The following is a 23302-nucleotide window of genomic DNA, read 5'->3' on the forward strand; positions in this document are numbered from 1 at the left end:
CCGAGGAGAGCGGGCCGTGCGGGAGTGTGCCGGTTACGGGAGGGTGAGGATCTCCGCGCCCGAGTCCGTGACCACCAGCGTGTGCTCGAACTGGGCCGTCCGCCTGCGGTCCTTCGTGACGACCGTCCAGCCGTCGTCCCACATGTCGTACTCGTGCGTGCCCAGCGTCAGCATCGGCTCGATCGTGAAGGTCATGCCGGGCTGGATGACCGTCGTCGCGTGCGGGCTGTCGTAGTGCGGGATGATCAGGCCCGAGTGGAAGGACGAGTTGATGCCGTGCCCGGTGAAGTCCCGGACCACCCCGTAGCCGAAGCGCTTGGCGTACGACTCGATGACCCGGCCGATGATGTTGATCTGCCGGCCCGGCTTGACCGCCTTGATCGCCCGCTCCAGTGACTCCCGGGTCCGCTCTACCAGCAGCCGCGACTCCTCGTCGACGTCACCCACCAGGTACGTGGCGTTGTTGTCGCCGTGCACCCCGCCGATGTACGCCGTGACGTCGAGGTTGACGATGTCGCCGTCGCGCAGGACCGTCGAGTCCGGGATGCCGTGGCAGATGACCTCGTTGACGCTCGTGCACAGCGACTTGGGGAAGCCGCGGTAGCCCAGCGTCGAGGGGTAGGCGCCGTGGTCGCACATGTACTCGTGCGCCACCTTGTCCAGCTCGTCCGTGGTCACCCCGGGTGAGATCAGCTTCGCCGCCTCCGCCATCGCCCGGGCCGCGATCCGGCCGGCGACCCGCATCGCCTCGATCGTCTCGGGCGTCTGCACCTCCGGCCCGGTGTACGGCGTCGGCGCGGGCTTGCCGACGTACTCGGGGCGACGGATGTTTCCGGGCACGGAACGGGTGGGGGACAGCTCCCCCGGTACGAGCAGCGACTGGCCAGACATGCCAGCGAGTCTAACCAGCGGCCATGGGGGAACATGACGATGGCGAGAGGAGCTGGTCATGGCCCTGTTCAAGAAGCGCACGGTCGGCAAACCGGGCGAGTGGTACTACTGCCTGGAGCACAAGAAGGTCGAAGAGGGGCCGGAGTGCCCCAACAAGGACCGGTTCGGGCCGTACGCCTCCCGCACGGAGGCCGAACACGCGATGGCGACCGCCCGCGAGCGCAACCTCCAGTGGGAGAACGACCCCAAGTGGCACGACGCTCCGGCGGTCAGCCGGGACGAGGAGAACTGATCGCCGCGGATGCCCCGGGCCGTGACCGTGCGGCCCGGGGCATCCGTACTGTCGGGGCGCCTCCGCCGGATTCTGGGGTCACCAGCGGGCCGGTGGCGGTGCCGTCAGGTGCTCCGCCAGCCACGCCACCCGGTCCCGCAGCCGGCGCCGCCCCCGCGGGGTGGGCAGGAAGTTCTCCCCGGCCGCGGCACTGACCAGGTGCTGCACCGTGTCGAGGTCCAGTTCCGGGCCGTCGGGGACGGCCAGGGTCTCGTGCGCCATGGACGGGAGGTCGCCCTCGCCGGGGCCCAGGGCCAGGACCGTCGCTCCCGCGCGACGGGCGCCGGACACCCGTTCCAGAAGTGGCGCCGCGGGCCCCTCGGGGGCGACCACCAGCAGCGTCTCGCCCCGCCGGGCCGCCTCCAGGCGGCCCAGGCCGACCGCCAGATGCGCCGGATCGGAGGGCCGCGCGTCGTGCCGTACCAGCGTGGGGGCCAGCTCCGGCGTGCCCGACCACGCGGCCTCGTCCACCAGGTGCGCGGCCAAATGCCACGGCTCGTACTCCCGTGTGCCGACGAGCAGCAGTCCGCCGCCGTGCGAGACCACCGAGCCGCGCAGCACCCCGGCGAACCGCCGCGTGGCACCCAGCCACTCCGTCCCGGCGAGCACTTCCCGCAGCAACGCGACCCGTACCGCATCCATGGGACCGCATCCTGCCCCGAGCGCTCCCCGGTCACGCGGGGTTCGCCGCGCGTTCGCCCGGCCCGGGGAGGACGACCGGTCACCCGTGCCGCTGTCGAACGACCGGCCGATCCCGGCGCGACGAGGCGGTCGTAGAGTCGGGGCCATGACCTCTACCGACAGTGCTGCCACCGACAACGCCCAGAAGGCTCCCGCCAAGGACCCCTGGGACCTGCCCGACGTCTCCGGACTCGTGGTCGGGGTGCTCGGCGGAACCGGGCCGCAGGGCAAGGGCCTGGCCTACCGGCTCGCCAAGGCCGGCCAGAAGGTGATCATCGGCTCGCGGGCGGCCGAGCGTGCCGAGGCCGCCGCGACGGAACTCGGCCACGGGATCGAGGGCGCCGACAACGCCGAGACCGCGCGCCGCAGCGACATCGTGATCGTCGCCGTGCCGTGGGACGGCCACGGCAAGACCCTCGAATCCCTGCGCGAGGAACTGGCGGGCAAACTCGTCGTCGACTGCGTCAACCCGCTCGGCTTCGACAAGAAGGGCGCCTACGCCCTCAAGCCGGAGGAGGGCAGCGCCGCCGAGCAGGCCGCCGCCCTCCTGCCGGACTCCCGGGTCACCGCCGCCTTCCACCACCTGTCGGCCGTCCTGCTCCAGGACCCGGAGATCGACGCGATCGACACGGACGTGATGGTGCTCGGCGAGGTCCGGGCGGACGTGGAGATCGTCCAGGCCCTGGCCGGCCGCATCCCCGGCATGCGCGGCGTCTTCGCCGGACGGCTGCGCAACGCCCACCAGGTGGAGTCGCTGGTGGCCAACCTGATCTCCGTGAACCGCCGGTACAAGGCGCACGCGGGGCTCCGCGTCACCGACGTGTGAGCCGCTGAGACACATGGGGGACACTGGACGGCACCAGCAGTGCCAGCAGTGTCCCCCTGACAGGAGCCGACCCCCATGCCCCGCCTCGCCGTCTACGCCCTGATCGTCTGCGTGCTCTCCGTGGCCGCCGCCGTGGTCTCCTTCGTGCGCGGAAGCTTCCTCGGGGTCGTCTGGGTGCTGCTCGCCGGCCTGTCGTCGAACATGGCCTGGTACTACCTCAAGCGCGCCAAGGCGCAGAAGTCGGTCACGCCCTGACCGCTTCCGTCACGGCGCCGCCTGGCAGTACTCGTTCGAACCCTGCCAGAAGCGGTACAGCTCCTGACCGCAGTACGTCTCGAAGTCACTGATCCCGAGGGACTTCAGGATCGTGTCGATCACGTCGAAGAAGACGCCGTTGACCGCCGGCAGCCACAGCAGCGCGAACACGAACAGCAGGCCGAACGGTGCGAACGGCTCCACCTGACGCCGGATGTCGTACGACAGCCAGGGCTCGATCACGCCGTAGCCGTCCAGGCCCGGCACCGGCAGGAAGTTCAGCAGCGCGGCCGTCACCTGGAGCAGCGCGAGGAAGGCGAGGGCGAAGCGGAAGTCGTCCGGCACCCCCTCCAGCGCGCCCAGCCAGAACGGGGCGGTGCAGACCACGGCGAACAGCACGTTCGTCAGCGGACCCGCCGCCGAGATCAGACTGTGCCTCCAGCGGCCCCGGATCCGCCCCCGCTCGATGAACACCGCACCGCCGGGCAGGCCGATCCCGCCCATGATCACGAAGATCACCGGGAGCACGATGCTGAGCAGCGCGTGCGTGTACTTCAGCGGGTTCAGGGTCAGATAGCCCTTCGCACCGACCGAGATGTCACCGCTGTGCAGGGCGGTGCGCGCGTGCGCGTACTCGTGCAGGCACAGGGAGACGATCCACGCCGCCGTCACGAACAGGAACACGGCGACGCCGGGCTGCTCGGCGAACCCGGTCCAGGTCGCCCATCCCGTGACCGCCGTCACGGCGAGGATCCCGACGAACACGGGACTGATCCGCCGCTCGCTGTGGCGGGTGGTGGCGGTGGTCATGGGGCTCCCTGCACTCGTCGACACGGGGTGGGACGGCCCGACGGTACCGGGCGCAGGTGAAAAACGTCTCGCGCGGGGCGGTCGGTTCCGGGGAGGGTGGGGGAATGGGGCTGTGGCACGTGATCTACGAAGACTGGCAGATGGAGTGCTGCGGCACACCGTTCTCGGTGGGGGACGAGGTGAGCTGGCCGCTGCTCCTGGAGGACGCCGACCGGGTGTTCGGCGGCGGCTGGCACGACCAGCTCAGCAAGGTGTGCGGGCCGGTGGAGGACGTCGGCGGTGTCCGGGTCGTACGGGAGGAGACCGGCCTCACGGCCGCCCTGGGCGGGGACCCCGACGAGGACGAGGACCGGCGGCCGCTGCCGGGTGAGCGGATCCGGTCGGTCGGGCTGCTGTCCGTCGAGCGGCACGGGGCGCGGTGGCCCGAGGCCGGCGGGCGGGTGCGGGCCGTGCAGGTGCTCACGCAGGCCTACCGGGAGACCGCGCCGGGCTCGCGCACGTGGGAGCCGGTGGCGGGGGAGCGGCGGCTGCGGCTGGTGGAGCGGTGCCCGAAGCGGTTCACCGAGGGGCCTCGGGAACAGGGGCGGCAGTGGAGGGAGTCGGGCGTGCTGGTGACCCTGGACGTGCCGGGCACGGACTCCTGGCTCTCCCATGCCCTGCGCGAGGCCCGGGGCATCCCGCACCAGGGTGCCGCGCCCGGCACGGAGACGGAGGGCCTGCCCGCGGCGGAACTGGCGCTCCTGCTGGAGAAACTGAGCACGACGACGACCCCGCCGAAGCACCGCGACCGCCCGAGGCGCCGACATGGGTGAACACGCTGCCGCCCTTCCTCCCACCGCCCGCACGGCCTGTCTCCGCAGACCGGTCGACGGCCGTCTGCCCTCCACACCCACCGTCAGCCGCCACCCCGTCGTGCTCACCGGCCCGGCGGCCGGTCTCGGCGGGTGGGTTGGCGGTCGCTCGCGTATGCCGGTCGTCGGCTGTCTCCCTGTCGGGTTCGCCGGTCTGGCGGCCGGTCTCGGCGGGTGGGTTGGCGGTCGCTCGCGTATGCCGGTCGTCGGCTGTCTCCCTGTCGGGTTCGCCGGTCTGGCGGTCGGTCTCGGCGGGTGGGTTGGCGGTCGCTCGCGTATGCCGGTCGTCGGCTGTCTCCCTGTCGGGTTCGCCGGTCCGGTGGCCGGTCTCGGCGGGTGGGTTGGCGGTCGCTCGCCGCACACGCCCACCGTCGGCCACCTCGTCGGCGGCCCGGCCGGCCGTCCCCGCAGGCCGGTCGACGGCCGCCCGCCCCGCATCCCCCACAGTCGTCGTCCCGCCGTCGGTTCGTCGTGAGCGGCCTCATGTCACCGGAGACAATGGACCCCGTGCGCTACCGCATCCTCGGCACCACGCAGGCGCTCCGCAGTGACGGGACGGTCGTTCCGGTCGGCGGGGCGCGGTTGCGTGCGCTGCTGACCGTGCTCGCGCTGCGGGCCGGACGGACGGTGCCCGTGGGACTGCTCGTCGACGAGGTGTGGGGCGGGCAGCCGCCCGCCGACGCACCGGGGGCGCTGCAAGCCCTCGTCGGGCGGCTGCGCAGGGCGCTCGGCGCCGACGCGGTCGCCTCCGTCGAGGGCGGGTACCGGCTCACCGCCGCGCCCGACGATGTCGACCTGCACCGGTTCGATCGGCTGGCCGGCGAGGGGCTGCGGACGCTGGCCGACGGCGACCCCGCCAAGGCGGCCGTGATCCTCGACGACGCCCTCGCCCTGTGGCACGGCCCCGCCCTCGCCGACCTGCCCGACCGCACCGCCGAGGCGGCCCGCCGGGACACCCGCCGCCTCGACGTGCTGCGCGCCCGCCACACCGCCGCTCTTCACCTCGGCCAGGCCGAACAGTCCCTGCCGGAACTGACCGCCCTGTGCGACAGCCACCCCCTGGACGAGCCCCTCCAGACCCTGCGCCTGCGCGCCCTGCGGGACGCCGGCCGTACGGCGGAGGCACTGGACGCCTACGCGGACGTGCGGCGCCTGCTCGCCGACCGTCTCGGTGCCGACCCGGGACCGGAACTGCGTGCCCTGCACGCGGAGTTGCTCCGCCTCGGCGACACCCCCGCGCAGGTGCCCGCGGCCCAGGGGCGCAGCGGCCCCGCCGGGAACCTCCGGGCCCGCCTCACCTCGTTCATCGGCCGGGAGACCGACATCGAGACGATCCGCGGGGATCTCGCGGCGGCCCGGCTGATCACCCTGCTCGGGCCCGGCGGCGCCGGGAAGACCCGCCTGTCGCAGGAGGCCGCCGAGTCCGTGCGCCCGGCCATGCCCGGCGGCGTGTGGCTGGCCGAACTCGCCCCGGTCGACGACCCCGACGCCGTCCCCGAGGCCGTGCTCACCGCCCTCGGCGCCCGCGAGACCGTGCTGTACGGCGCCGGCGCCGAGGGCATCCGTGCCGCCGTCGCCGACCGGCTCGACGACCCCGTCGAGCGGCTCGCCGAGCACTGCTCCCGGCCCCGCATGCTGCTGATCCTCGACAACTGCGAGCACGTCGCCGACGCCGCCGCCCGCCTCACCGAGGAGCTGCTGGCACGCTGCCCCGACCTCACCGTCCTGGCCACCAGCCGGGAACCCCTCGGAGTGCCGGGGGAGTTGCTGCGCCCGGTGGAGCCGCTGCCCGAGCCGGTCGCGCTGCGGCTGCTCGCCGAGCGGGGCGCGGCGGCCCGGCCCGGCTTCCGCACCGAGGAGGATCCGGGGGCGTGCGCCGAGATCTGCCGGCGCCTCGACGGTCTGCCGCTGGCCATCGAACTCGCCGCCGCCCGCCTGCGGATGCTGACCCCCCGCCAGATCGCCGACCGGCTCGACGACCGCTTCCGTCTCCTCACCTCCGGCAGCCGCACCGTCCTGCCCCGCCAGCAGACCCTCCGAGCCGTCGTCGACTGGTCCTGGGACCTGCTCGACGAGGACGAACGGGACGTCCTGCGGCGGCTGTCGGTGTTCGCCGGCGGCTGCGACCTGCCCGCCGCCGAGGCGGTGTGCGGACCGGCCGCCCTGGAGGCGCTCGGGTCCCTCGTCGACCGCTCCCTGGTCGTGGCCGCCCCGCCCGGCGAGTCCGCCGAGGGGGAGATGCGCTACCGGCTCCTGGAGACCGTCGCCGAGTACGCCGCCGAACGGCTGGACGAGTCCGGGCAGCGCGCCGGCACCGAACGCGCCCATCTGACGTACTACCGCGAACTCGCCCGCACCGCCGACCCCTTGCTGCGCGGCCGGGACCAGCTCACCGCCATCCGCCGGCTGGAGCGCGAGTACGAGAACCTGCGCACCGCGCTGCGCCACGCCGTCGTCCTGCGCGACGAGCAGGAGGCGCTGTGCCTGGCGCTGTCCCTCGTCTGGTACTGGCAGATGCGCGATCTGCGCATCGAGGCCCGCAACTGGTGCCGCGAGGTCATGGCGCTCGGCCCCGACCCCTTCACCGAGCCCGTGCGCCCCGCCGCCGCGGTGTGGCAGCGCTGCACCGACGCCCCGCCCCCGATGACCGGCGAGATCCTGTGGGAGGCCCGGCGCGGCATCCACCTGGCCCATCTGGCCTGCATGGACACCGAGCTGGACGCCTGGCAGAACGACCGGTCCCAGCAGAAGCTGCGGACCATCGCCGCCACGTACGAGCCCGGTCTCCCGCAGAACTGCCGCATGCCCGGCCTGCTCTGGTTCTTCGCCGTGATGCTGACCGGCGACATGGACCGGCTGCGCGTCATCATGGACGCCTCCATCCGGACCTGCCGGCAGGCCCCGGGCTTCGACTGGGAGCTGGCCTCCGGCCTGCAGATGCGGGCCAACTTCCTCGCCAACCGATCCGACTGGGCGGGCGACGCCGCCCGTGACGCCGACGAGGCGCTGGAGATCTACCGGCGCCTCGGTGACGCCTGGGGCACCGCCGAGGCGCTCTCCGCCCGCGCCGAGGCCCACGAACGCAAGGGCCACTACGCCCTGGCCGCCGCCGACTACGAGGCGGCCGTCGCGCACGCCGAGCAGCTCGGCGCCCGCGCCCAGGCGGCGGTGCTCAGTGCCCGGCTGGGCAGCGCGCTGCTGGAGGCGGGTGACGGCGAACGCGGTGAGCGGCTGCTGCGCGAGGTGATCGCCCAGCGCGAGGACTCGCACAGCGAGGCCATGCCCGCCGCCCGGCTGTTCCTCGCGGGCCGGCTCGGCGTGACGGGCCGCTTCACCGAGGCCCGCGAGCAACTGCGGCGGCTGCGCCAGGACTTCCGGATCGCCAACTTCGTCGTCTTCGACGCGTTCATCCTCGGGGCGGAGGCCTGGCTGGACGCCGCCGAGGAACGCTACGACGCGTGCCTGGACCGGGTCCGCTGGGCGCTGGAGCGGGCCGCCGATCCGCTGGCCGCGGCCATCGCGCCCTATATGCGCGCCGTGTACCTGACCGTGGGGGCGGGAGCGCTGGCCGCCGTCGAGGGCGGGCGCCGCGCGGCGGACGCGGCCCGCTGCCTCGGCGCCGCCGACGCCCTGCTGCCCCCCGGCCACGTTGCCCCGCTGCAGGAGCGCGAGGCCCGCGAGCGGGCGGAACGAAGGGCGCGCGCGGCCCTCGGCGACCCGGCGTACGAGAGCGCGTACGCGCAGGGCGGCGGCCTCTCCCCCGAGGAGGCCGCCGCCCTGCTGTGACGCGCACCGGGCGTGTCCGGTCAGCTCTTGGTCCGGAACTTGTGGATCGCGACGGGCGCCATCACCGCCGTGATGGCCACCGACCAGCCGAGCGTCACCCACAGGTCGTGGGCGACCGGCCCGCCCACCATCAGTCCGCGCGCGGCGTCCGCGAGCGTGGACAGCGGGTTGTAGTCGGTGAAGGTCTGCAGCCAGCCCGGCATCGACGTCGTCGGTGCGAAGATCGACGAGCCGAACTGGAGCGGGAACAGCACCAGGAAGCCCATCGCCTGCACGGACTGGGCGCTCTTCATCATCACGCCCAGGGTGAGGAACACCCACATGATCGACGAGGCGAACGCGGTGGACAGGGCCACGGCCGCGAACAGCCCGGGCCAGTTGGTGATGTCGAACCCGACCGCCACAGAGACGATCATGAGCACGGCGGTCGCGAACAGCATCCGCAGCAGTTCCACGGAGATCTTCGCGAACAGCACCGAGCCGCGGCCGATGGGCAGGGACCGGAAGCGGTCCATGACACCGGAGTTGAAGTCCTGGCTGAAGCCGGTGCCGACGCCCTGGGACAGCGTCATGCTCATCATCGCGATCATGCCGGGGATCACGTACTGCACGTACTGGTCCTGCCCGCCGCCCAGCGCCTGCCCGATCGAGCCGCCGAAGACGAACACGAACAGCAGGGTGAAGATGACCGGCATCAGCAGTGCGTCGGCCATCGACTCGGGGTCCTGGCGGATCCACAGCAGGTTGCGGCGGACGAGGGCACCGGTGTGCCGCAGGTGCCCGCGCAGCGAGATGCGCGCGTCGCCGGTGGTCGCCGGGCTGGGAAGGGTGGTGGCGCTCATACGGCGACCTCCTCGCGGTCCTCGGTGGGCGTGGCGTCCTGCGGGGCACTGGCACGGTGGCCGGTGAGGGACAGGAACACCTCGTCCAGGCTGGGCAGTTCGGTGGTGACGGCGGCGAGCGTGATGCCGCGGGCCGTGACGGCGCCGACGACGGCGGTCAGCTGCTCGTCGCTGAGGATCGGGACGAGGAGGGTGCCGGAGTCGGTGTCCACGGTGGTGGCCGCGAGTCCGGTGATGCCGAGATCGTCGAGGTGGGCGGCGAGCGGCCGCAGGTGGAGGGCGTCGGCGGGCCGGATCCGCAGGGTCCGCCCGCCGACCCTCGCCTTGAGCTCCTCGATGCCGCCGCCCGCGACGACCCTGCCCTTGTCCACGACCGTGAGCTCGGAGGCGAGCTGCTCGGCCTCCTCCATGTACTGGGTGGTCAGCAGGACGGTCACGCCGTCGCCGACCATGGCCTTGACCTCGTCCCACACCTCGTTGCGGGTGCGCGGGTCGAGCCCGGTGGTCGGTTCGTCGAGGAACAGCACGTCGGGCCGCCCGATCATGGAGGCCGCCAGGTCGAGGCGGCGTCGCATGCCGCCGGAGTAGGTGCTCGCGGGCCGCTTGGCGGCCTCGGTCAGCGAGAACCGCTCCAGCAGTTCGTCGGCCCGCGCGCGGGCCTCCTTGCGGGGCAGGTCGAGCAGCCGGCCGATCATGTACAGGTTCTCCCAGCCGGGCAGCTTCTCGTCGACGGAGGCGTACTGCCCGGTGAGCCCTATCACCCGCCGCAGCTGCCGCGGCTGCCGTACGACGTCGTACCCGGCGACCGTGGCCTGTCCCGCGTCGGGCGCGAGCAGTGTGGACAGGATCCGCACGAGGGTGGTCTTCCCGGCCCCGTTCGGCCCGAGCACCCCCATCACGGTGCCTTCCCGCACGTCCAGGTCGACCCCGTCCAGGGCCTTGGTCTCCCCGTAGTGCTTCACCAGCCCCCGCACGGTGACAGCGGCGCCGCCGGTTCGTGTGTCGATTCGCGTCATGGCACAGACGCTCTCAGTCCCCACCGACAAACCACCGACAAGCCACCGACAGGCCACCGACAGGCACCGCCAGCCCTTGTCGGTGGTGTCGGTGCAGGGGGAGGGCCCTGTCGGTGGCCCGGCCGGAAAGGGGACAGCCCGTCGGCTGGGGGAAGGCCGACGGGCTGTCGTGGTACCGCTGTGGCTCTCTAGTGGACGGAGTTCTCCTCCTGCGGGAACGTTCCGCCGACGACCTCGTCCGCGAACGCCTTCACCGCGTCGCCCATGACCTCGCGCAGGTTGGCGTACTGCTTCACGAACTTCGGCACCCGCCCGCCGGTCAGACCCAGCATGTCGGTCCACACCAGCACCTGCGCGTCGGTCTCGGGGCCCGCCCCGATGCCGACGGTCGGGATGTGCAGCACCCGCGTCACCTCGGCGGCCAGCTCCGCGGGAACCAGCTCCAGCACCACGGCGAACGCGCCCGCGTCCTGCACGGCCTTCGCGTCCCGCAGCAGCTGCTGTGCGGCCTCCTCGCCCCGCCCCTGCACGCGGTAGCCCATGGCGTTGACCGACTGCGGGGTCAGCCCGATGTGGGCCATGACCGGGATGCCGGACTCGACGAGCAGCCGGATCTGCTCGTGCGACCGCTCGCCCCCCTCCAGCTTCACGGCCTGCACGCCCGCCTCCTTCACCAGCCGGGTCGCCGAGCGCAGCGCCTGCACCGGACCCTCCTGGTAGGAGCCGAAGGGCAGGTCGCCGACGATCAGGGCCCGCGAGGTGCCCCGTACGACCGCCGCCGACAGCATCGTCATCTCGTCGAGGGTGACGGGCACGGTCGTCTCGTACCCGAGGTGGCAGTTGCCCGCCGAGTCGCCGACGAGCATCACCGGGATCCCGGCCTCGTCGAACACGGACGCGGTCATCGCGTCGTAGGCGGTGAGCATGGGCCACTTCTCGCCGCGCTCCTTGGCGGCGGCGATGTCGCGCACGGTGATGCGGCGGGTGCCCTTGCCCCCGTACAGCGCCTTGCCGCCGTCGGAGGGCTTCTTCTGAGCAGTCTGGGCAGCCGGAAGCTGCGTCATGGCACGGCTCCTATCACGTCATCTCGAGGCGCCCTGACGGCGTCCCCGGACCACGTCCATGGTGGCACCTCGTGCCACCGAGGGCTAGGTCGTGTCCGCAAAGTCCCATCGTCCGCCCCGAGGGCGGGGCAGGCAGGACTCTGGCGACACGACACGCTCCGGGCCCTCGGCCATGTCGGCAGGGGGGCGGCCTACGCCCTACACGGTCTGGTGCGCCAGCAGGGCCGGGCAGCCCCCGTGCGTTCCGCGGCTCCCCGAGGCCCGCACCGCATGAGCCGCGTAAGATCTCGGTAAGAGATTTCCGATACGAGACGGTCTCGTATCGAAACACCTCTAGGCTCGCCTCCATGACTACTCCTGCCGACCCGGCCGCCCCCACCGGCCCGCGCGTACCGGAAGCGGTGCACCGGCGCCGCTGGGCGATCCTCGGCGTGCTGATGCTGAGCCTGCTGATCGTCGTGCTCGACAACTCGATCCTGAACGTCGCCATCAAGACGATCTCCACCCCGGCCCCGACCGGCCTGGGCGCCACGCAGAGCGAGCTGGAATGGGCGATCAACTCCTACACCCTCGTCTTCGCGGGCCTGCTGTTCACCGCCGGGCTGCTGGGTGACCGGCTGGGCCGCAAGAAGGTGCTGCTCGGCGGTCTCGCCGTGTTCGGTCTCGGCTCGGCGTTCGCCGCGTTCTCCGGCTCGCCGGGCGAGCTGATCACCTTCCGGGCGGTGATGGGCCTGGGCGCCGCGTTCGTGATGCCCGCCACCCTCGCCGTCCTCATGAACGTCTTCGAGCGCGACGAGCAGCCGAAGGCCATCGGCATCTGGGCGGGCGGCGTCGGCCTCGCCATCGCCATCGGCCCGATCACCGGCGGTGTGCTGCTCGACCACTTCTGGTGGGGCTCGGTCTTCCTCATCAACGTGCCGATCGTGCTGCTCGCGCTCGCGCTGATGCTCTGGCTGGTGCCCGACTCGCGCGACCCGCACCCCGGCCGGGTCGACCCCGTCGGAGTGGTGCTGTCCGTCGTCGGCCTGGTCCTGCTCGTCTACGGCATCATCAAGGGCGGCCAGCTCGCCGACTTCACCGACGTCACCGTGCTGTCCACCATCGGTGCCGGTCTCGCCGTGCTCGTCGCGTTCGTCGTCTTCGAGAAGCGCAGCGACCACCCGTCGATAGACGTCACGTACTTCAAGAACAAGGTCTTCTCGGCCGCCATCGCCGCCATCGCGCTGGTCTTCTTCGCTCTGATGGGCGTGACCTTCTTCTCCGTCTTCTACACGCAGAGCGTGCGCGGCTACTCGCCGCTGCAGACCGGTCTGCTGATGCTGCCGCTGGCCGCCGCCCAGATGATCTTCGCGCCGCGCGCCCGGCTGGTCGTCGACCGCTTCGGCAACAAGGCCACGACCACGGCCGGTCTGCTCGTCATCGCCGCCATGCTGGCCGCCTTCGCCGCCCTGGATGCGGACACCCCCATCTGGATGCTGGAAGTGATCTTCTTCCTGATGGGCGCCGGCATGGCCCACATCATGACGCCGGTCAGCGTCGTCATCATGCAGGCCCTGCCCCGCGAGAAGGCCGGCTCCGCCTCCGCGCTCAGCAACACCTTCCGGCAGCTCGGCGGCGCCCTCGGCATCGCCGTCCTCGGGTCGGTGCTGTCCACGGCCTACCGCACGGGCATCGAGGACAAGCTGGGCGCGCTCCCCCCTGCGCTGCGGCACACCGCGGGCGAGTCCATCGAGGCCACCCTCGGCATCGCGGACAAGCTGGGCCCGCGGGGCGCGTCCCTGATCGCCCCGGCCCATGACGCGTTCCTGCACGCCATGCACATCACCGCCCTGTGGGGCGCGGGCGTCGCCGTGCTCGGCGCGGTCGTCGTGGCGCTGTTCCTCCCGGGCAAGCCCCCGGCGGCCCAGGGTGCGCAGGACGGCCAGGAGTTGTCGCACACCAGGTCGTAGGCCTGAGGGACGATGGACTCCCGCCCGCCAGGGACGGCCGGCACCGGTCAGGAAAGGAAGCAGCGACGTGAGCCCCGCCGAACGGCAGCCCCCGCACGACGGTCCCGCCAGGGGACGTCCCAGAAGCGAGGCCGTCGAGCGCGCCATCATCGAGGGCGTGATGAAGCTCCTGGAGGAGGGCGTGCCCCTCGCGGAGCTGTCCATCGAGCGCATCGCCCGCACCGCGGGCGTCGGCAAGGCCACCATCTACCGCCGCTGGAGCGGCAAGGAGGAACTCTTCGTCGACGTCGTGCGCGCCGCCGAGCCCCCCGACCCGCCGCTCCCCGGCACCTCCATGCGCGACGACCTCGTCGTCCTGCTGGAGCAGGTGCGCCGGCGCGGCCTGGCCAACCGCTCCTCGGCGATCCTGCACAGCGTCCAGGCCCAGATGAAGAGCAGCCCGAAACTCTGGGCGGCGTACCACGCGACCGTCGTCGCGCCGCGCCGGCAGCTCGGCCTGGAGATCCTGCGGCGCGGCCGGCAGAACGGGGAACTGCGCACGGACCTCGACCTGGAGCTGCTCAACGACCTGTTCGTCGGCCCGATGCTCGTGCGGGCCGTGCTGCGCACCGACGCCGATCTCCCCGACGACCTCGCCGAACAGGTCGTCGACACCCTGCTGGAAGGGCTGCGCCCGACCGGCTCACCCTCTGTCAGTTCGGCTCCGCAGGGCTCCTAGTGTGCGCGTTTCGTCACAGAGGGCGCTTTCGCCGGGGCTGATCGGAACTCGTCGCGGGGACTCGAACGTCATCGCCCCCGTACGGCCGTCGAAGGACGGCGGGAACGGAACGGATCATCCCCTAGGGTCGTAAGGACACGGGGGCGATGGTGTGCACGGCAGGCAGTGAGGCGACGGTATGGCGCAGCAGGCGTACATGACGGAGACGGACAACGGCGGCTCGGGGCCCGAGCACCGGGGGCCCCGGCTTCGGCGCCTGTTGGACCGGCTGGCGGGCCCCTGGCGGGGCGACCCGCGGATCTGGCGGCGCGGACTGCTCGTCGCGATGTGCGCGGTGCTGCTGGCCCTGGTCATGCTGCTGCACTCGCACATCCCGAACACGATCGGCAACCTGGGCAGCCTCACCGAGACGTTCCTGCCCTGGCTGGGCCTGTTCGTCCCGGTGCTGCTCGCCCTCGCCCTGTTCCGCAGGTCCGCGACCGCGCTGATCGCGGTGGTGCTGCCGTCCGTGGTCTGGCTGAACCTGTTCGGCGGTCAGCTCAGCGACAAGACGGCGCCCGGCGGGGACCTCACGGTGGTCACGCACAACGTCAACGCCGAGAACCCGGACCCGGCCGGCACCGCCCGTGACGTGGCCGCCTCGGGCGCGGACGTGCTGGCCCTGGAGGAGCTGACGCCGGCCGCGGTGCCCACCTACGAGAAGGCGCTGGCGTCGACGTACCGCTACCACTCGGTGCAGGGCACCGTCGGGGTGTGGAGCAAGTACCCGCTGACCGGGGTGCGGGACGTCGACCTCGACATGGGGTGGACCCGCGCGATGCGCGCCACCGTGACCGCCCCGGCCGGGCAGGTCGCCGTCTACGTCGCCCATCTGCCGTCGGTGCGCGTGAAGATGGAGGCCGGCTTCACGGCCCGGCAGCGCGACCGCAGCGCCGACTACCTCGGTGAGGCCATCGCCCGTGAACCGCTGAAGAACATCGTCCTGCTCGGCGATCTGAACGGCACGATGAACGACCGCGCGCTCAACGCCGTCACCTCGCAGATGCGTTCCACGCAGGGCGCGGCCGGCAACGGCTTCGGCTTCAGCTGGCCCGCGTCGTTCCCGATGGCCCGCATCGACCAGATCATGGTGCGGGGCCTGAAGCCGGAGAGCTCCTGGACCCTCCCGCAGACGGGAAGCGACCATCTGCCGGTCGCCGCCCGTGTGAGTGTCACCACAAACGGTTCCTGAAACCCCCTGGTCACGGCCCTGCCGTCAGAAAACCGCGCCAGAGGCGGCAAGGCGGGGAACAGCGCGCCTGAGAGACTTTGTTCCGTACTTGAACATACGCGTACGGATCTCCAAGCAAGTCTCGAAAGGCTCACTCATGCCCCTGGCCCTGCTCGCCCTCGCCGTGGGCGCCTTCGGCATCGGTACGACCGAGTTCGTGATGATGGGGCTGCTGCCCGACGTCGCGGACGACCTGAACATCTCGATACCCGGCGCCGGCCATCTGGTGTCGGCGTACGCGCTGGGCGTCGTCATCGGCGCCCCGCTGCTGGCCGCGGTCACCGCCAAGATGTCCCGGCGCACGGTCCTGATCGGCCTGATGGGACTGTTCGTCGTGGGCAACGCCCTGTCGGCCCTCGCGCCCGACAACGGCTGGCTGCTGGCCGCCCGCTTCCTGAGCGGACTGCCGCACGGCGCCTTCTTCGGCGTCGGAGCCGTCGTCGCGACGAACATGGTCGCCCCCGAACGCAAGGCGCGCTCGGTCTCGTTGATGTTCCTCGGCCTGACGGTCGCGAACGTCGCTGGTGTGCCGGTCGCGACCCTGATGGGCCAGCACCTCGGCTGGAGGGCGACCTTCCTCGGCGTCAGCGCCATCGGCCTGGCGGCCATCGCGGCGCTCGCGCTCCTCATCCCGCACGACCACGAGCACACCACCGCCAAGGGCCTGCGCGGTGAACTCGCCGCGCTGCGCTCGCTGCCGGTCTGGCTCTCGCTCGGCACGACCGTCGCGGGCTTCGGCGCGCTCTTCGCGGCCTACAGCTACATCACGCCGATGCTCACGGACGCCGCCGGCTACGCCGACGCCAGCGTCACCCTGCTGCTGGCTCTGTTCGGCGTCGGCGCGACCGCGGGGAACCTGCTGGGCGGCCGCCTGGCCGACCACTCCCTGCGGGGCACGCTGTTCGGCGGACTCTCCTCGCTGGTGGCGGTCCTGGCGCTGTTCCCACTGCTGATGCGCACGGAGGTCACGGCCGCCGTGGCCGTGACCCTGCTCGGCATGGCGGCCTTCGCCACCGGCTCCCCGCTCCAGCTGATGGTCATGGAGAAGGCGTCCTCGGCCCCGTCCCTGGCCTCCTCGGCCAACCAGGCCGCCTTCAACCTGGCCAACGCGGGCGGCGCGTGGATCGGCGGCCTCGCCCTGGCCGCGGGCTTCGGCGTCACCTCCCCGGCCCTCGCCGGTGTGGCCCTGGCCGTCCTCGGCCTGGCCGTGGCGTCGCTCGCCTACGCGGTGGACCGGCGCCAGGCGCCCGTGGCCGGACGCGAGCGGATCGTGGCGAGCCATGTCCCGCAGGAGGCGGAAGCAGTGCGCCACTGACGCCTTCCGGCACGCGGCAGCCCGTGGGTCACCGACCCACGGGCTGCCGTTCTCACGTCTGTCGCGGCCCCTGCCGCCGCGCCGCGATGAGCGCCGAACTGGTCGGCGTGGTGAGGACCTCGGCCGCATCCAGCTCCGGATGCGTCAGGTAGAACAGGCGCAGCTCGTCCACCTCGCCCTCGAACCGGGGCGGCCAATCGGCCGAGGGGGTGAAGTCGTCCAGGACGAGGATCCCGCCCGGGGCGAGCAGCTCGACGACCCGGCGCGGATCGTCCCGCTTGCCGCCGCCGTCGCAGAAGAACACGTCGAAGGGGGCATGCCGTTCGAGCAGCCGCCAGTCCCCGGTCAGCACGCTGACGCGCTCGTCGTCGGCGAAGATCGCGGCCGCACCACGGGCCAGCTCCTCGTCCCGTTCCACGGTCACCAGCCGCGCGCCGTCCCCGAGGCCGCTGTGCAGCCAGGCGGTCCCCACTCCCGACCCGGTGCCGCTCTCGGCGACCACCCCACCCGGCTTGGCGGCGGCGGCCGTCCTCAGAGCCTGCCGACCTCGGCGATGCAGCTCTTCGCGAACCCCGCCTCGGCGGCGAGGCGTTCGGCGTCCAGGACACGCGCCGGAACGACGCGGTCACTCGTGATCAGCTCACTCATGATCCCCTCCTCGGTCGCGCCGAAGGTAGCTGACCGCCTGTCAGTACATCGGCGGATCGGCCGCGTTCGGTGCCACCGGCGGGCGCGCCGCAGGTCTACTCCTGCGGCTGGGTCTCTACTCCTGCGGCTGGGTCGCGATCTGGATCAGATTGCCGCAGGTGTCGTCGAAGACGGCCGTGGTCACGGTCCCCATGTCCACGGGCTCCTGCGTGAAGCGGACACCGAGGCCGCTCAGGCGCTCGTACTCCGCGCGGACGTCGTCGACGGCGAACTGCGCCACCGGGATGCCGTCGGCGGCGAGCGCGTCGCGGTACGGCTTGACGGCCGGGTGACCGGCGGGCTCCAGCAGCAGCTCCGTGCCGCAGGGGTTCTCGGGGGAGACGACGGTCAGCCAGCGGTCCGTCTCGCCCACCGGCACGTCGTACTTCTTCACGAAGCCGAGGACCTCGGTGTAGAAGCGCAGGGCCTTGGCCTGGTCGTCGACGAAGACACTGGTCAGATGGATCCTCATGGCGGGCTCCCCGGGTAGCGGTCGTGGAGGTCCGGTCCCGGCGGGTCCGGAGGTCTCCCACGCCGTGCGGCGCGCGAGACCTCCGGACCTGGGAGGCCGGGCCGTACCTGACGACCCTGGCCCGTCAGAGCGACTCGCGCCACCCGTTGGTGATCGGCAGCCGCCGGTCCTTGCCGAACCCCTTCGGGGAGATCTTCGTGCCCGGCGGGTACTGGCGCCGCTTGTACTCGGCCGTGTCGACCATGCGCAGTGTCTTCGCGACCAGCTCCGCGTCGAACCCGGCCGCCACGATCTCGTCCGCGCCCCGGTCGCGGTCGACGTACAGCTCCAGGATCGCGTCCAGCACCGGGTAGTCGGGCAGCGAGTCCGTGTCGACCTGGCCCGGGCGCAGTTCCGCGCTCGGGGGCTTGGTGAGGGAGTTCTCCGGGATGGGCGGGGTCTGGCCGCGTTCCCGGGCGGCCCGGTTGCGCCACTCGGAGAGGCGGAAGACCGACGTCTTGTACACGTCCTTGATGGGCCCGTACGCGCCGACCGAGTCGCCGTACAGCGTCGAGTAGCCGACCGCCAGTTCCGACTTGTTGCCCGGGGCCAGGACGATGTGGCCCTCCTGGTTGGAGATCGCCATGAGCAGCGTGCCGCGCAGGCGGGACTGGAGGTTCTCCTCCGCCAGGCCCGTCAGTCCCAACGCGCCCATGTACGCGTCGAACATCGGCTCGATCGCCACGGTCCGGTAGTTCAGACCCGTACGGCGGGCCAGTTCGGCCGCGTCGTCCTTGGAGTGGTCCGAGGAGTACTTCGACGGCATCGACACGCCGTACACGTTCTGCGCGCCCACCGCGTCACACGCGATCGCCGCCACCAGCGAGGAGTCGATGCCGCCCGACAGGCCGATCAGGACCGACGAGAAGCCGTTCTTCGCGACGTACGCCCGCAGGCCCACGACCAGCGCCGAGTAGACCTCCTCGTCGTCGTCCAGCCGGTCCGCGTAGCCGCCCGTGAGCTCGGGCTCGTAACGGGGCAGCGGCTCCTCCGACAGCACCACGCGGTCGATGCGCAGCCCGTCGTCCACCACGCCGGTGGGCGCGTCCGGCGACGCGGCCGGCAGGTCCAGGTCCAGGACCACGCAGCCCTCGGAGAACTGCGGGGCCCGCGCCACGACCTCGCCGTCCTTGTCGACCACGATCGAGTCGCCGTCGAACACCAGCTCGTCCTGACCGCCGATCATGGCCAGGTATGCCGTGGTGCAGCCGGCCTCCTGGGCCCGCTTGCGGACCAGCTCCAGGCGCGTGTCGTCCTTGTTGCGCTCATACGGGGAGGCGTTGATCGAGACCAGCAGGCCCGCCTGCGCCGAACGGGCGGCGGGGACGCGGCCGCCGTCCTGCCACAGGTCCTCGCAGATGGCCAGGGCGACGTCCACGCCGTGCACCCGCAGCACCGGCATGCTGTCGCCGGGCACGAAATAGCGGAACTCGTCGAAGACGCCGTAGTTCGGCAGGTGGTGCTTGGCGTAGTTCAGGACCACCTTGCCGCGGTGGAGCACCGCCCCGGCGTTCTGCGGAGCGCCGGCCGGCTGGCCGTACTTCGGCTGGGCCGTGGCGCTGCGGTCGAGGTAGCCGACGATCACCGGCAGCTCTCCGAAGCCCTCCTCGGCCAGACGCGTGGCGAGAGCGCGCAGCGCCGCGCGAGAGGCCTCGACGAAGGACGACCTGAGCGCCAGGTCCTCGACGGGATACCCGGTCAGCACCATCTCCGGGAACGCGACGAGATGCGCTCCCTGTTCGGCGGAGTGCCGGGTCCAGCGGACGATCGACTCGGTGTTGCCGGCGAGGTCGCCCACGCGGGCGTCGATCTGGTTCAGGGCGAGACGTAGTTGAGGCACGCCGCCCAGTGTAATCGTCAGTGCGACACAATGGGGTGGTGTGGGTCACCCCGCACCACCCCATGTCCCCATGCGGACGTCAGCGGCGGCCGACAGACGCCAGTGGCCCGCCGGCGGACGTCAGCGGCGCCGGTACGACTCGACGCAGCCCTTCCCGGGCGAGCCCACGCCGGTGACGTCGTCGTGCTCCTTCACGGCCGCGAGCGAACTGTCCCCTAGGACCGCGGTGCCGCACCCCGCGCCTTGAGCATGTCCGCCATCAAGGAGATCTCCGACTGCTGCGCGTCCACCATGCCCTGGGCGAGCCGCTTCTCCACGCCGACCGCGCACGCGCGCACACATCCCTCGGCCATGTGGATGCCGCCCCGGTGATGGTCCGTCATCAACTGCAGGTAGAAGACCTCCGCCCGCTTCCCGCTGAGCTCCCCGAGCTTCTTCATCTCGGAGTTGGTCGCCATGCCCGGCATCAGCGCGCCGTCCTTGCCGGAAGCCATCCCGCCCATGTCCATCCAGGTCATCGGCGGTTCGGAGGACACCTTGGGCAGGCCCCACAGGTCCAGCCAGCCGAGGAGCATGCCGCGCTGGTTGGCCTGCGTCTGCGCGATGTCGTACGCGAGCCGCCGGACCTCCTCGTCCTTCGTGCGGTCGCGCACGATGTACGACATCTCCACGGCCTGCTGGTGGTGCACCGCCATGTCCCGCGCGAAACCGGCGTCCGCGGACTCGGCCGACGGGGTCCTGCCGCCGCCGTCGTCCCCCGCGACGGCGTAGGTGATCGCCCCGGCGGCGACCAGCGCCGCCGCCGCGGCCCCGGCGATCAGGCCGACATGCCTCACTTGGACAGCCCGTTCGTGCAGGCGGCTCCCGGCTCGGGGGTCTGCGCGCCCTGGACGAACTTCTCGAAGAACGCGTCCACGTTCGGGTCCTTCGCACCCGTCACCGTGCGCTGGTGGCCCCACGCCGACAGCATGATCGGGTCCTTCTGGTCGTCCACCGGGCTCATCAGCGTGTACGGCGTCTTCTTCACCTTCGCCGCGAGCGCGTCGACGTCGGCCTTCCCGGCGTCGGCGTTGTACGTCACCCACACCGCGCCGTGCTCCAGCGAGTGCACGGCGTTGGTGTTCTTCAGCGGCTCCGTGTAGACGTCGCCGTTGCAGTTCATCCAGACCGGGTTGTGGTCCCCGCCGACCGGCGGTTCGGAGGCGTACTTCACGGCCTTGGTGACGTGGTTGCGGGACAGCTTGCCCTCCCACGTCCTCACGCCGTCCTTGCCCGTCACGAACCTGCCCTTGCCCGAGGAATCGCTCGTCGCGACGTCACCGCCCTTGTCGCCCTGGGACCGCACGAGCACGACACCGCCGGCCACGAGCCCGGCGACGGCCACCACACTGGCCCCGATGACGAGGACCCGGTTGCGGCGCTCACGGGCCTGCTCGGCGCGCCGCATCTCCTCTATGCGCGCCCTGCGGTCCGTGCTGCTCTTGTTGGCGGAGCCCATGAGGTGTCCTTCGTGGGAAGAGTGACGGTCGGGTGAGCTGATCGTAGTGGGGGAGACGGGGCGCCCCGTAGGGCAGCCGGGGAATGGGCCGAATCGATACGGCCCCGACAGCGGGACGACGGCTTCGCCGGTCCCGGGCCCGACGGCCCGCTCGTGGACCTCCGATAATTTGAACCGCCGATGCGCATTACCTACGCTGCCCGCATGCGGCTGCTGCGCTCCACCGACCTCGCCCTGCGGGTCCTGATGCGGCTCGCCGTCGCGGGCGGATCGAGTCCGACGACCCGGGACGTCGCGGACGGCATGGACGTGCCGTACACCCACCTGGCCAAGGTCGTCGCCGAGCTCCAGCACATGGGCCTGCTCGAGGCCCGCCGAGGACGCGGCGGCGGCCTCACGCTCACCGAGAAGGGCCGTACGGCCTCGGTGGGCGCCGTGGTCCGCGCCTTCGAGGGCGGCGGCGACGTCGTCGACTGCGAGGGCCCGACGCCCTGCCCCCTCAACTCCGCGTGCCGCCTGCGCGGCGCCCTGCGCCGGGCCCAGGAGGCGTTCTTCACCTCGCTGGACCCGGTCACGATGGAGGACATCGTGGCGGAGCCGACCGGTGCGCTGCTCCTGGGGATCTCCCGGGGCCCCGATCGCCCTGCTTCCTAGGGCCTGTCGTTTGGATCATGGCGCAGGGCATCGGCAGCACCTGTGAACGCCGGTGAGCGGGGCCTGGTGCGTGCGGCTGCAAGGCGGAGGAGGGAGTCGATGCGGAACATCGGCGAGTGACGACAACGCGGCAGATGCGCGTGCCGGGCCCCGCGTCTGCGTCATGATCCAAACGACAGGCCCTAGTCCTGCCCCGCCAGCCACAGGTCCGGGCCGAACACCTCGTAGTGGATGCCGGCGGGGGCCACGCCCTTCGCGATCAGCTGGGTCCGCACCGCCCGCATGAACGGGAGCGGGCCGCACAGGTACGCGCGCGTGCCCGGGGCCACGGTGACGCCGGTGAGGTCGACCAGCCCGGAATGCGTGCCCGCCGGGGCGTCCTGCTCGTACCAGAGGTGGACGGCCGCATCGGGCAGCTTGTCGGCGTAGGCCTGGTGGTCGGCGCGCAGGGCGTGGGTGGCGGGGGAGCGGTCGCCGTGCACGACGGTGACCGGGGCGCGGTGCCCCGAGTCGGCCAGGTGCGCCAGCATCGCGGTCATCGGGGTCACACCGATCCCGGCCGAGGCCAGCAGCAGCGGCGTGCCGGGGCCGCAGTCCAGGACCAGGTCGCCGTACGGCTCGGACAGCTCCAGGACGTCACCCACCCGTACGCGCGCGTGCAGGTGGTTCGAGACCTCGCCCTCGGGGGCGCCGGTTTCGTGCACACGCTTGACGCTGATCTGCCGCAGGCCGGTGCCGGGCACCCCGGACAGGCTGTACTGCCGTATCTGCCGGGCGCCGTCCGCGAGGGCGACGCGGACGGAGACGTACTGGCCCGCGAGGAACTCGCGCACCGGGCCGCCGTCGGCCGGCCGCAGCCGGAACGTGGCGACGTCGTCGGTCTCGGCGACCCGCTCGACGACCTCCCAGGGCCGCCAAGTGTGCCCGCCGCGCTCCTCGCGCAGCCGCTGCTCCACGGCGATCAGGGCGTTCGCCATCAGCCAGTAGACCTCGTCCCAGGCGGCGGCGACCTCGGGCGTGACGGCGTCGCCGAGCACCTCGGCGATCGCGGCGAACAGGTGCTCGTGGACGACGGCGTACTGCTCCGGCGCCACCCCGAGCGAGGCGTGCTTGTGGGCGATGCGCCCCAGCATGGCGTCCGGCCGCTGCCCGGGGTGCTCCAGCAGGTGGGTCGCGAACGCGGCGACGGATCCGGCGAGCGCCCGGCGCTGGGTGCCGGAGGCCTGGTTGCCCCGGTTGAACAGGTCCCTCAGCAGCTCGGGGTGGGCCGCGAACAGCCCGGCGTAGAAGCGCTCGGTGATCGTGTCGAGGGCGGCTCCGACGGCGGGGAGCGTGGCACGGACGGTGGCGGCGGACTGCTCGGACAGCATCAGGCCTCCTCAAGGCTCGGCTGTGCGCACGCTATCTTAAAGTTGCATCTGAGATGCAAATTAAGTGGGCGGTCCAGGACAGGAACCGGCCGTTACGGATGTCGGTGCGAGCAGGCACTATGGGCGGCAGAGCAGTT

Annotated in this window: 21 protein-coding genes and 1 pseudogene; 10 read left to right on the forward strand and 12 right to left on the reverse strand. The window is 72.1% G+C overall.

What is annotated here, in order from left to right:
- Nucleotides 1-33 precede the first annotated feature (33 nt).
- Nucleotides 34-891: a type I methionyl aminopeptidase gene (gene map / locus ACFZDI_RS20370; protein WP_391252189.1), complete on the reverse strand. Its 858-nt coding sequence runs from the start codon at nucleotides 889-891 to the stop codon at nucleotides 34-36.
- Between the two features lie 58 nt (nucleotides 892-949).
- On the opposite strand from map, the gene ACFZDI_RS20375 reads away from it, so the two are divergent.
- Nucleotides 950-1183, forward strand: a complete 234-nt coding sequence (locus ACFZDI_RS20375) for a hypothetical protein (RefSeq protein WP_391252191.1) — start codon at nucleotides 950-952, stop codon at nucleotides 1181-1183.
- A gap of 78 nt (nucleotides 1184-1261) precedes the next feature.
- Here ACFZDI_RS20375 and ACFZDI_RS20380 read toward each other — a convergent pair whose 3' ends face one another.
- Nucleotides 1262-1864, reverse strand: a complete 603-nt coding sequence (locus tag ACFZDI_RS20380) for a hypothetical protein (RefSeq protein WP_391252193.1) — start codon at nucleotides 1862-1864, stop codon at nucleotides 1262-1264.
- Between the two features lie 145 nt (nucleotides 1865-2009).
- Between ACFZDI_RS20380 and npdG the strand changes: the two genes are divergently transcribed.
- Nucleotides 2010-2729 carry an NADPH-dependent F420 reductase gene (npdG, locus tag ACFZDI_RS20385; protein WP_234848601.1) on the forward strand — a complete coding sequence of 240 codons (720 nt, stop codon included), beginning with the start codon at nucleotides 2010-2012 and terminating at the stop codon, nucleotides 2727-2729.
- 75 nt (nucleotides 2730-2804) lie between these two features.
- On the forward strand, nucleotides 2805-2984 hold the full coding sequence (locus ACFZDI_RS20390; RefSeq protein WP_234848600.1) for a hypothetical protein: 180 nt from the start codon (nucleotides 2805-2807) through the stop codon (nucleotides 2982-2984).
- A 9-nt stretch (nucleotides 2985-2993) separates the two neighbouring features.
- On the opposite strand, the gene ACFZDI_RS20395 is transcribed toward ACFZDI_RS20390, so the two are convergent.
- Entirely contained in the window at nucleotides 2994-3794 is an 801-nt protein-coding gene (locus ACFZDI_RS20395) for a site-2 protease family protein (RefSeq protein WP_391252196.1), read from the reverse strand.
- Nucleotides 3795-3913: 119 nt separating this feature from the next.
- Between ACFZDI_RS20395 and ACFZDI_RS20400 the strand changes: the two genes are divergently transcribed.
- Together ACFZDI_RS20400 and ACFZDI_RS20405 are read left to right on the forward strand one after the other, a co-directional pair.
- Nucleotides 3914-4606, forward strand: a complete 693-nt coding sequence (locus ACFZDI_RS20400) for a DUF6578 domain-containing protein (RefSeq protein ID WP_391252198.1) — start codon at nucleotides 3914-3916, stop codon at nucleotides 4604-4606.
- Between the two features lie 537 nt (nucleotides 4607-5143).
- Nucleotides 5144-8431, forward strand: coding sequence for a BTAD domain-containing putative transcriptional regulator (locus tag ACFZDI_RS20405; protein WP_391252289.1), 3288 nt, complete (start codon nucleotides 5144-5146; stop codon nucleotides 8429-8431).
- 20 nt (nucleotides 8432-8451) lie between these two features.
- Here the strand turns inward: ACFZDI_RS20405 and ACFZDI_RS20410 are convergent, their stop codons facing one another.
- From ACFZDI_RS20410 to panB, 3 genes are all read right to left on the reverse strand, one after another.
- Complete coding sequence (locus ACFZDI_RS20410; RefSeq protein ID WP_391252199.1) at nucleotides 8452-9273, reverse strand: ABC transporter permease; 822 nt, start codon at nucleotides 9271-9273, stop codon at nucleotides 8452-8454.
- Nucleotides 9270-10289 (reverse strand): ATP-binding cassette domain-containing protein, encoded by a 1020-nt coding sequence (locus ACFZDI_RS20415; RefSeq protein ID WP_234848596.1) that lies wholly within the window; start codon nucleotides 10287-10289, stop codon nucleotides 9270-9272. The genes ACFZDI_RS20410 and ACFZDI_RS20415 overlap by 4 nt, the downstream gene beginning before the upstream one ends.
- A gap of 188 nt (nucleotides 10290-10477) precedes the next feature.
- Nucleotides 10478-11353, reverse strand: coding sequence for a 3-methyl-2-oxobutanoate hydroxymethyltransferase (gene panB, locus ACFZDI_RS20420; protein ID WP_234848595.1), 876 nt, complete (start codon nucleotides 11351-11353; stop codon nucleotides 10478-10480).
- A 347-nt stretch (nucleotides 11354-11700) separates the two neighbouring features.
- Here panB and ACFZDI_RS20425 point away from each other — a divergent pair, with 347 nt between their 5' ends.
- The 4 genes from ACFZDI_RS20425 to ACFZDI_RS20440 all read left to right on the forward strand — a co-directional run bounded on the left by ACFZDI_RS20425 (nucleotide 11701) and on the right by ACFZDI_RS20440 (nucleotide 16605).
- Complete coding sequence (locus ACFZDI_RS20425) at nucleotides 11701-13302, forward strand: DHA2 family efflux MFS transporter permease subunit (RefSeq protein WP_391252203.1); 1602 nt, start codon at nucleotides 11701-11703, stop codon at nucleotides 13300-13302.
- Between the two features lie 67 nt (nucleotides 13303-13369).
- Nucleotides 13370-14020, forward strand: coding sequence for a TetR/AcrR family transcriptional regulator (locus ACFZDI_RS20430; RefSeq protein WP_361119263.1), 651 nt, complete (start codon nucleotides 13370-13372; stop codon nucleotides 14018-14020).
- A 325-nt stretch (nucleotides 14021-14345) separates the two neighbouring features.
- Nucleotides 14346-15251 carry an endonuclease/exonuclease/phosphatase family protein gene (locus tag ACFZDI_RS20435; protein ID WP_391252291.1) on the forward strand — a complete coding sequence of 302 codons (906 nt, stop codon included), beginning with the start codon at nucleotides 14346-14348 and terminating at the stop codon, nucleotides 15249-15251.
- A 136-nt stretch (nucleotides 15252-15387) separates the two neighbouring features.
- Entirely contained in the window at nucleotides 15388-16605 is a 1218-nt protein-coding gene (locus ACFZDI_RS20440) for an MFS transporter (protein WP_234848591.1), read from the forward strand.
- Between the two features lie 52 nt (nucleotides 16606-16657).
- Here the strand turns inward: ACFZDI_RS20440 and ACFZDI_RS20445 are convergent.
- The 5 genes and pseudogenes from ACFZDI_RS20445 to ACFZDI_RS20465 form a co-directional block, all read right to left on the reverse strand.
- Nucleotides 16658-17253 (reverse strand): annotated as a pseudogene (locus tag ACFZDI_RS20445) (O-methyltransferase).
- A gap of 115 nt (nucleotides 17254-17368) precedes the next feature.
- Nucleotides 17369-17764, reverse strand: coding sequence for a VOC family protein (locus ACFZDI_RS20450; RefSeq protein WP_391252206.1), 396 nt, complete (start codon nucleotides 17762-17764; stop codon nucleotides 17369-17371).
- 124 nt (nucleotides 17765-17888) lie between these two features.
- Entirely contained in the window at nucleotides 17889-19643 is a 1755-nt protein-coding gene (locus ACFZDI_RS20455; protein ID WP_391252208.1) for an NAD+ synthase, read from the reverse strand.
- 215 nt (nucleotides 19644-19858) lie between these two features.
- Nucleotides 19859-20479: a DUF305 domain-containing protein gene (locus tag ACFZDI_RS20460; RefSeq protein WP_391252210.1), complete on the reverse strand. Its 621-nt coding sequence runs from the start codon at nucleotides 20477-20479 to the stop codon at nucleotides 19859-19861.
- Complete coding sequence (locus ACFZDI_RS20465) at nucleotides 20476-21141, reverse strand: DUF3105 domain-containing protein (protein WP_391252212.1); 666 nt, start codon at nucleotides 21139-21141, stop codon at nucleotides 20476-20478. Before ACFZDI_RS20465 ends, ACFZDI_RS20460 begins: the two co-directional genes overlap by 4 nt.
- Before the next feature lie 204 nt (nucleotides 21142-21345).
- On the opposite strand from ACFZDI_RS20465, the gene ACFZDI_RS20470 reads away from it, so the two are divergent.
- On the forward strand, nucleotides 21346-21795 hold the full coding sequence (locus tag ACFZDI_RS20470; RefSeq protein WP_234848585.1) for an Rrf2 family transcriptional regulator: 450 nt from the start codon (nucleotides 21346-21348) through the stop codon (nucleotides 21793-21795).
- A gap of 182 nt (nucleotides 21796-21977) precedes the next feature.
- On the opposite strand, the gene ACFZDI_RS20475 is transcribed toward ACFZDI_RS20470, so the two are convergent.
- Complete coding sequence (locus ACFZDI_RS20475; protein ID WP_391252214.1) at nucleotides 21978-23165, reverse strand: globin domain-containing protein; 1188 nt, start codon at nucleotides 23163-23165, stop codon at nucleotides 21978-21980.
- Nucleotides 23166-23302: the final 137 nt, after the last annotated feature.

The organism is Streptomyces sp. NPDC007907 (assembly GCF_042959365.1).
Lineage (GTDB): Bacteria > Actinomycetota > Actinomycetes > Streptomycetales > Streptomycetaceae > Streptomyces > Streptomyces indiaensis.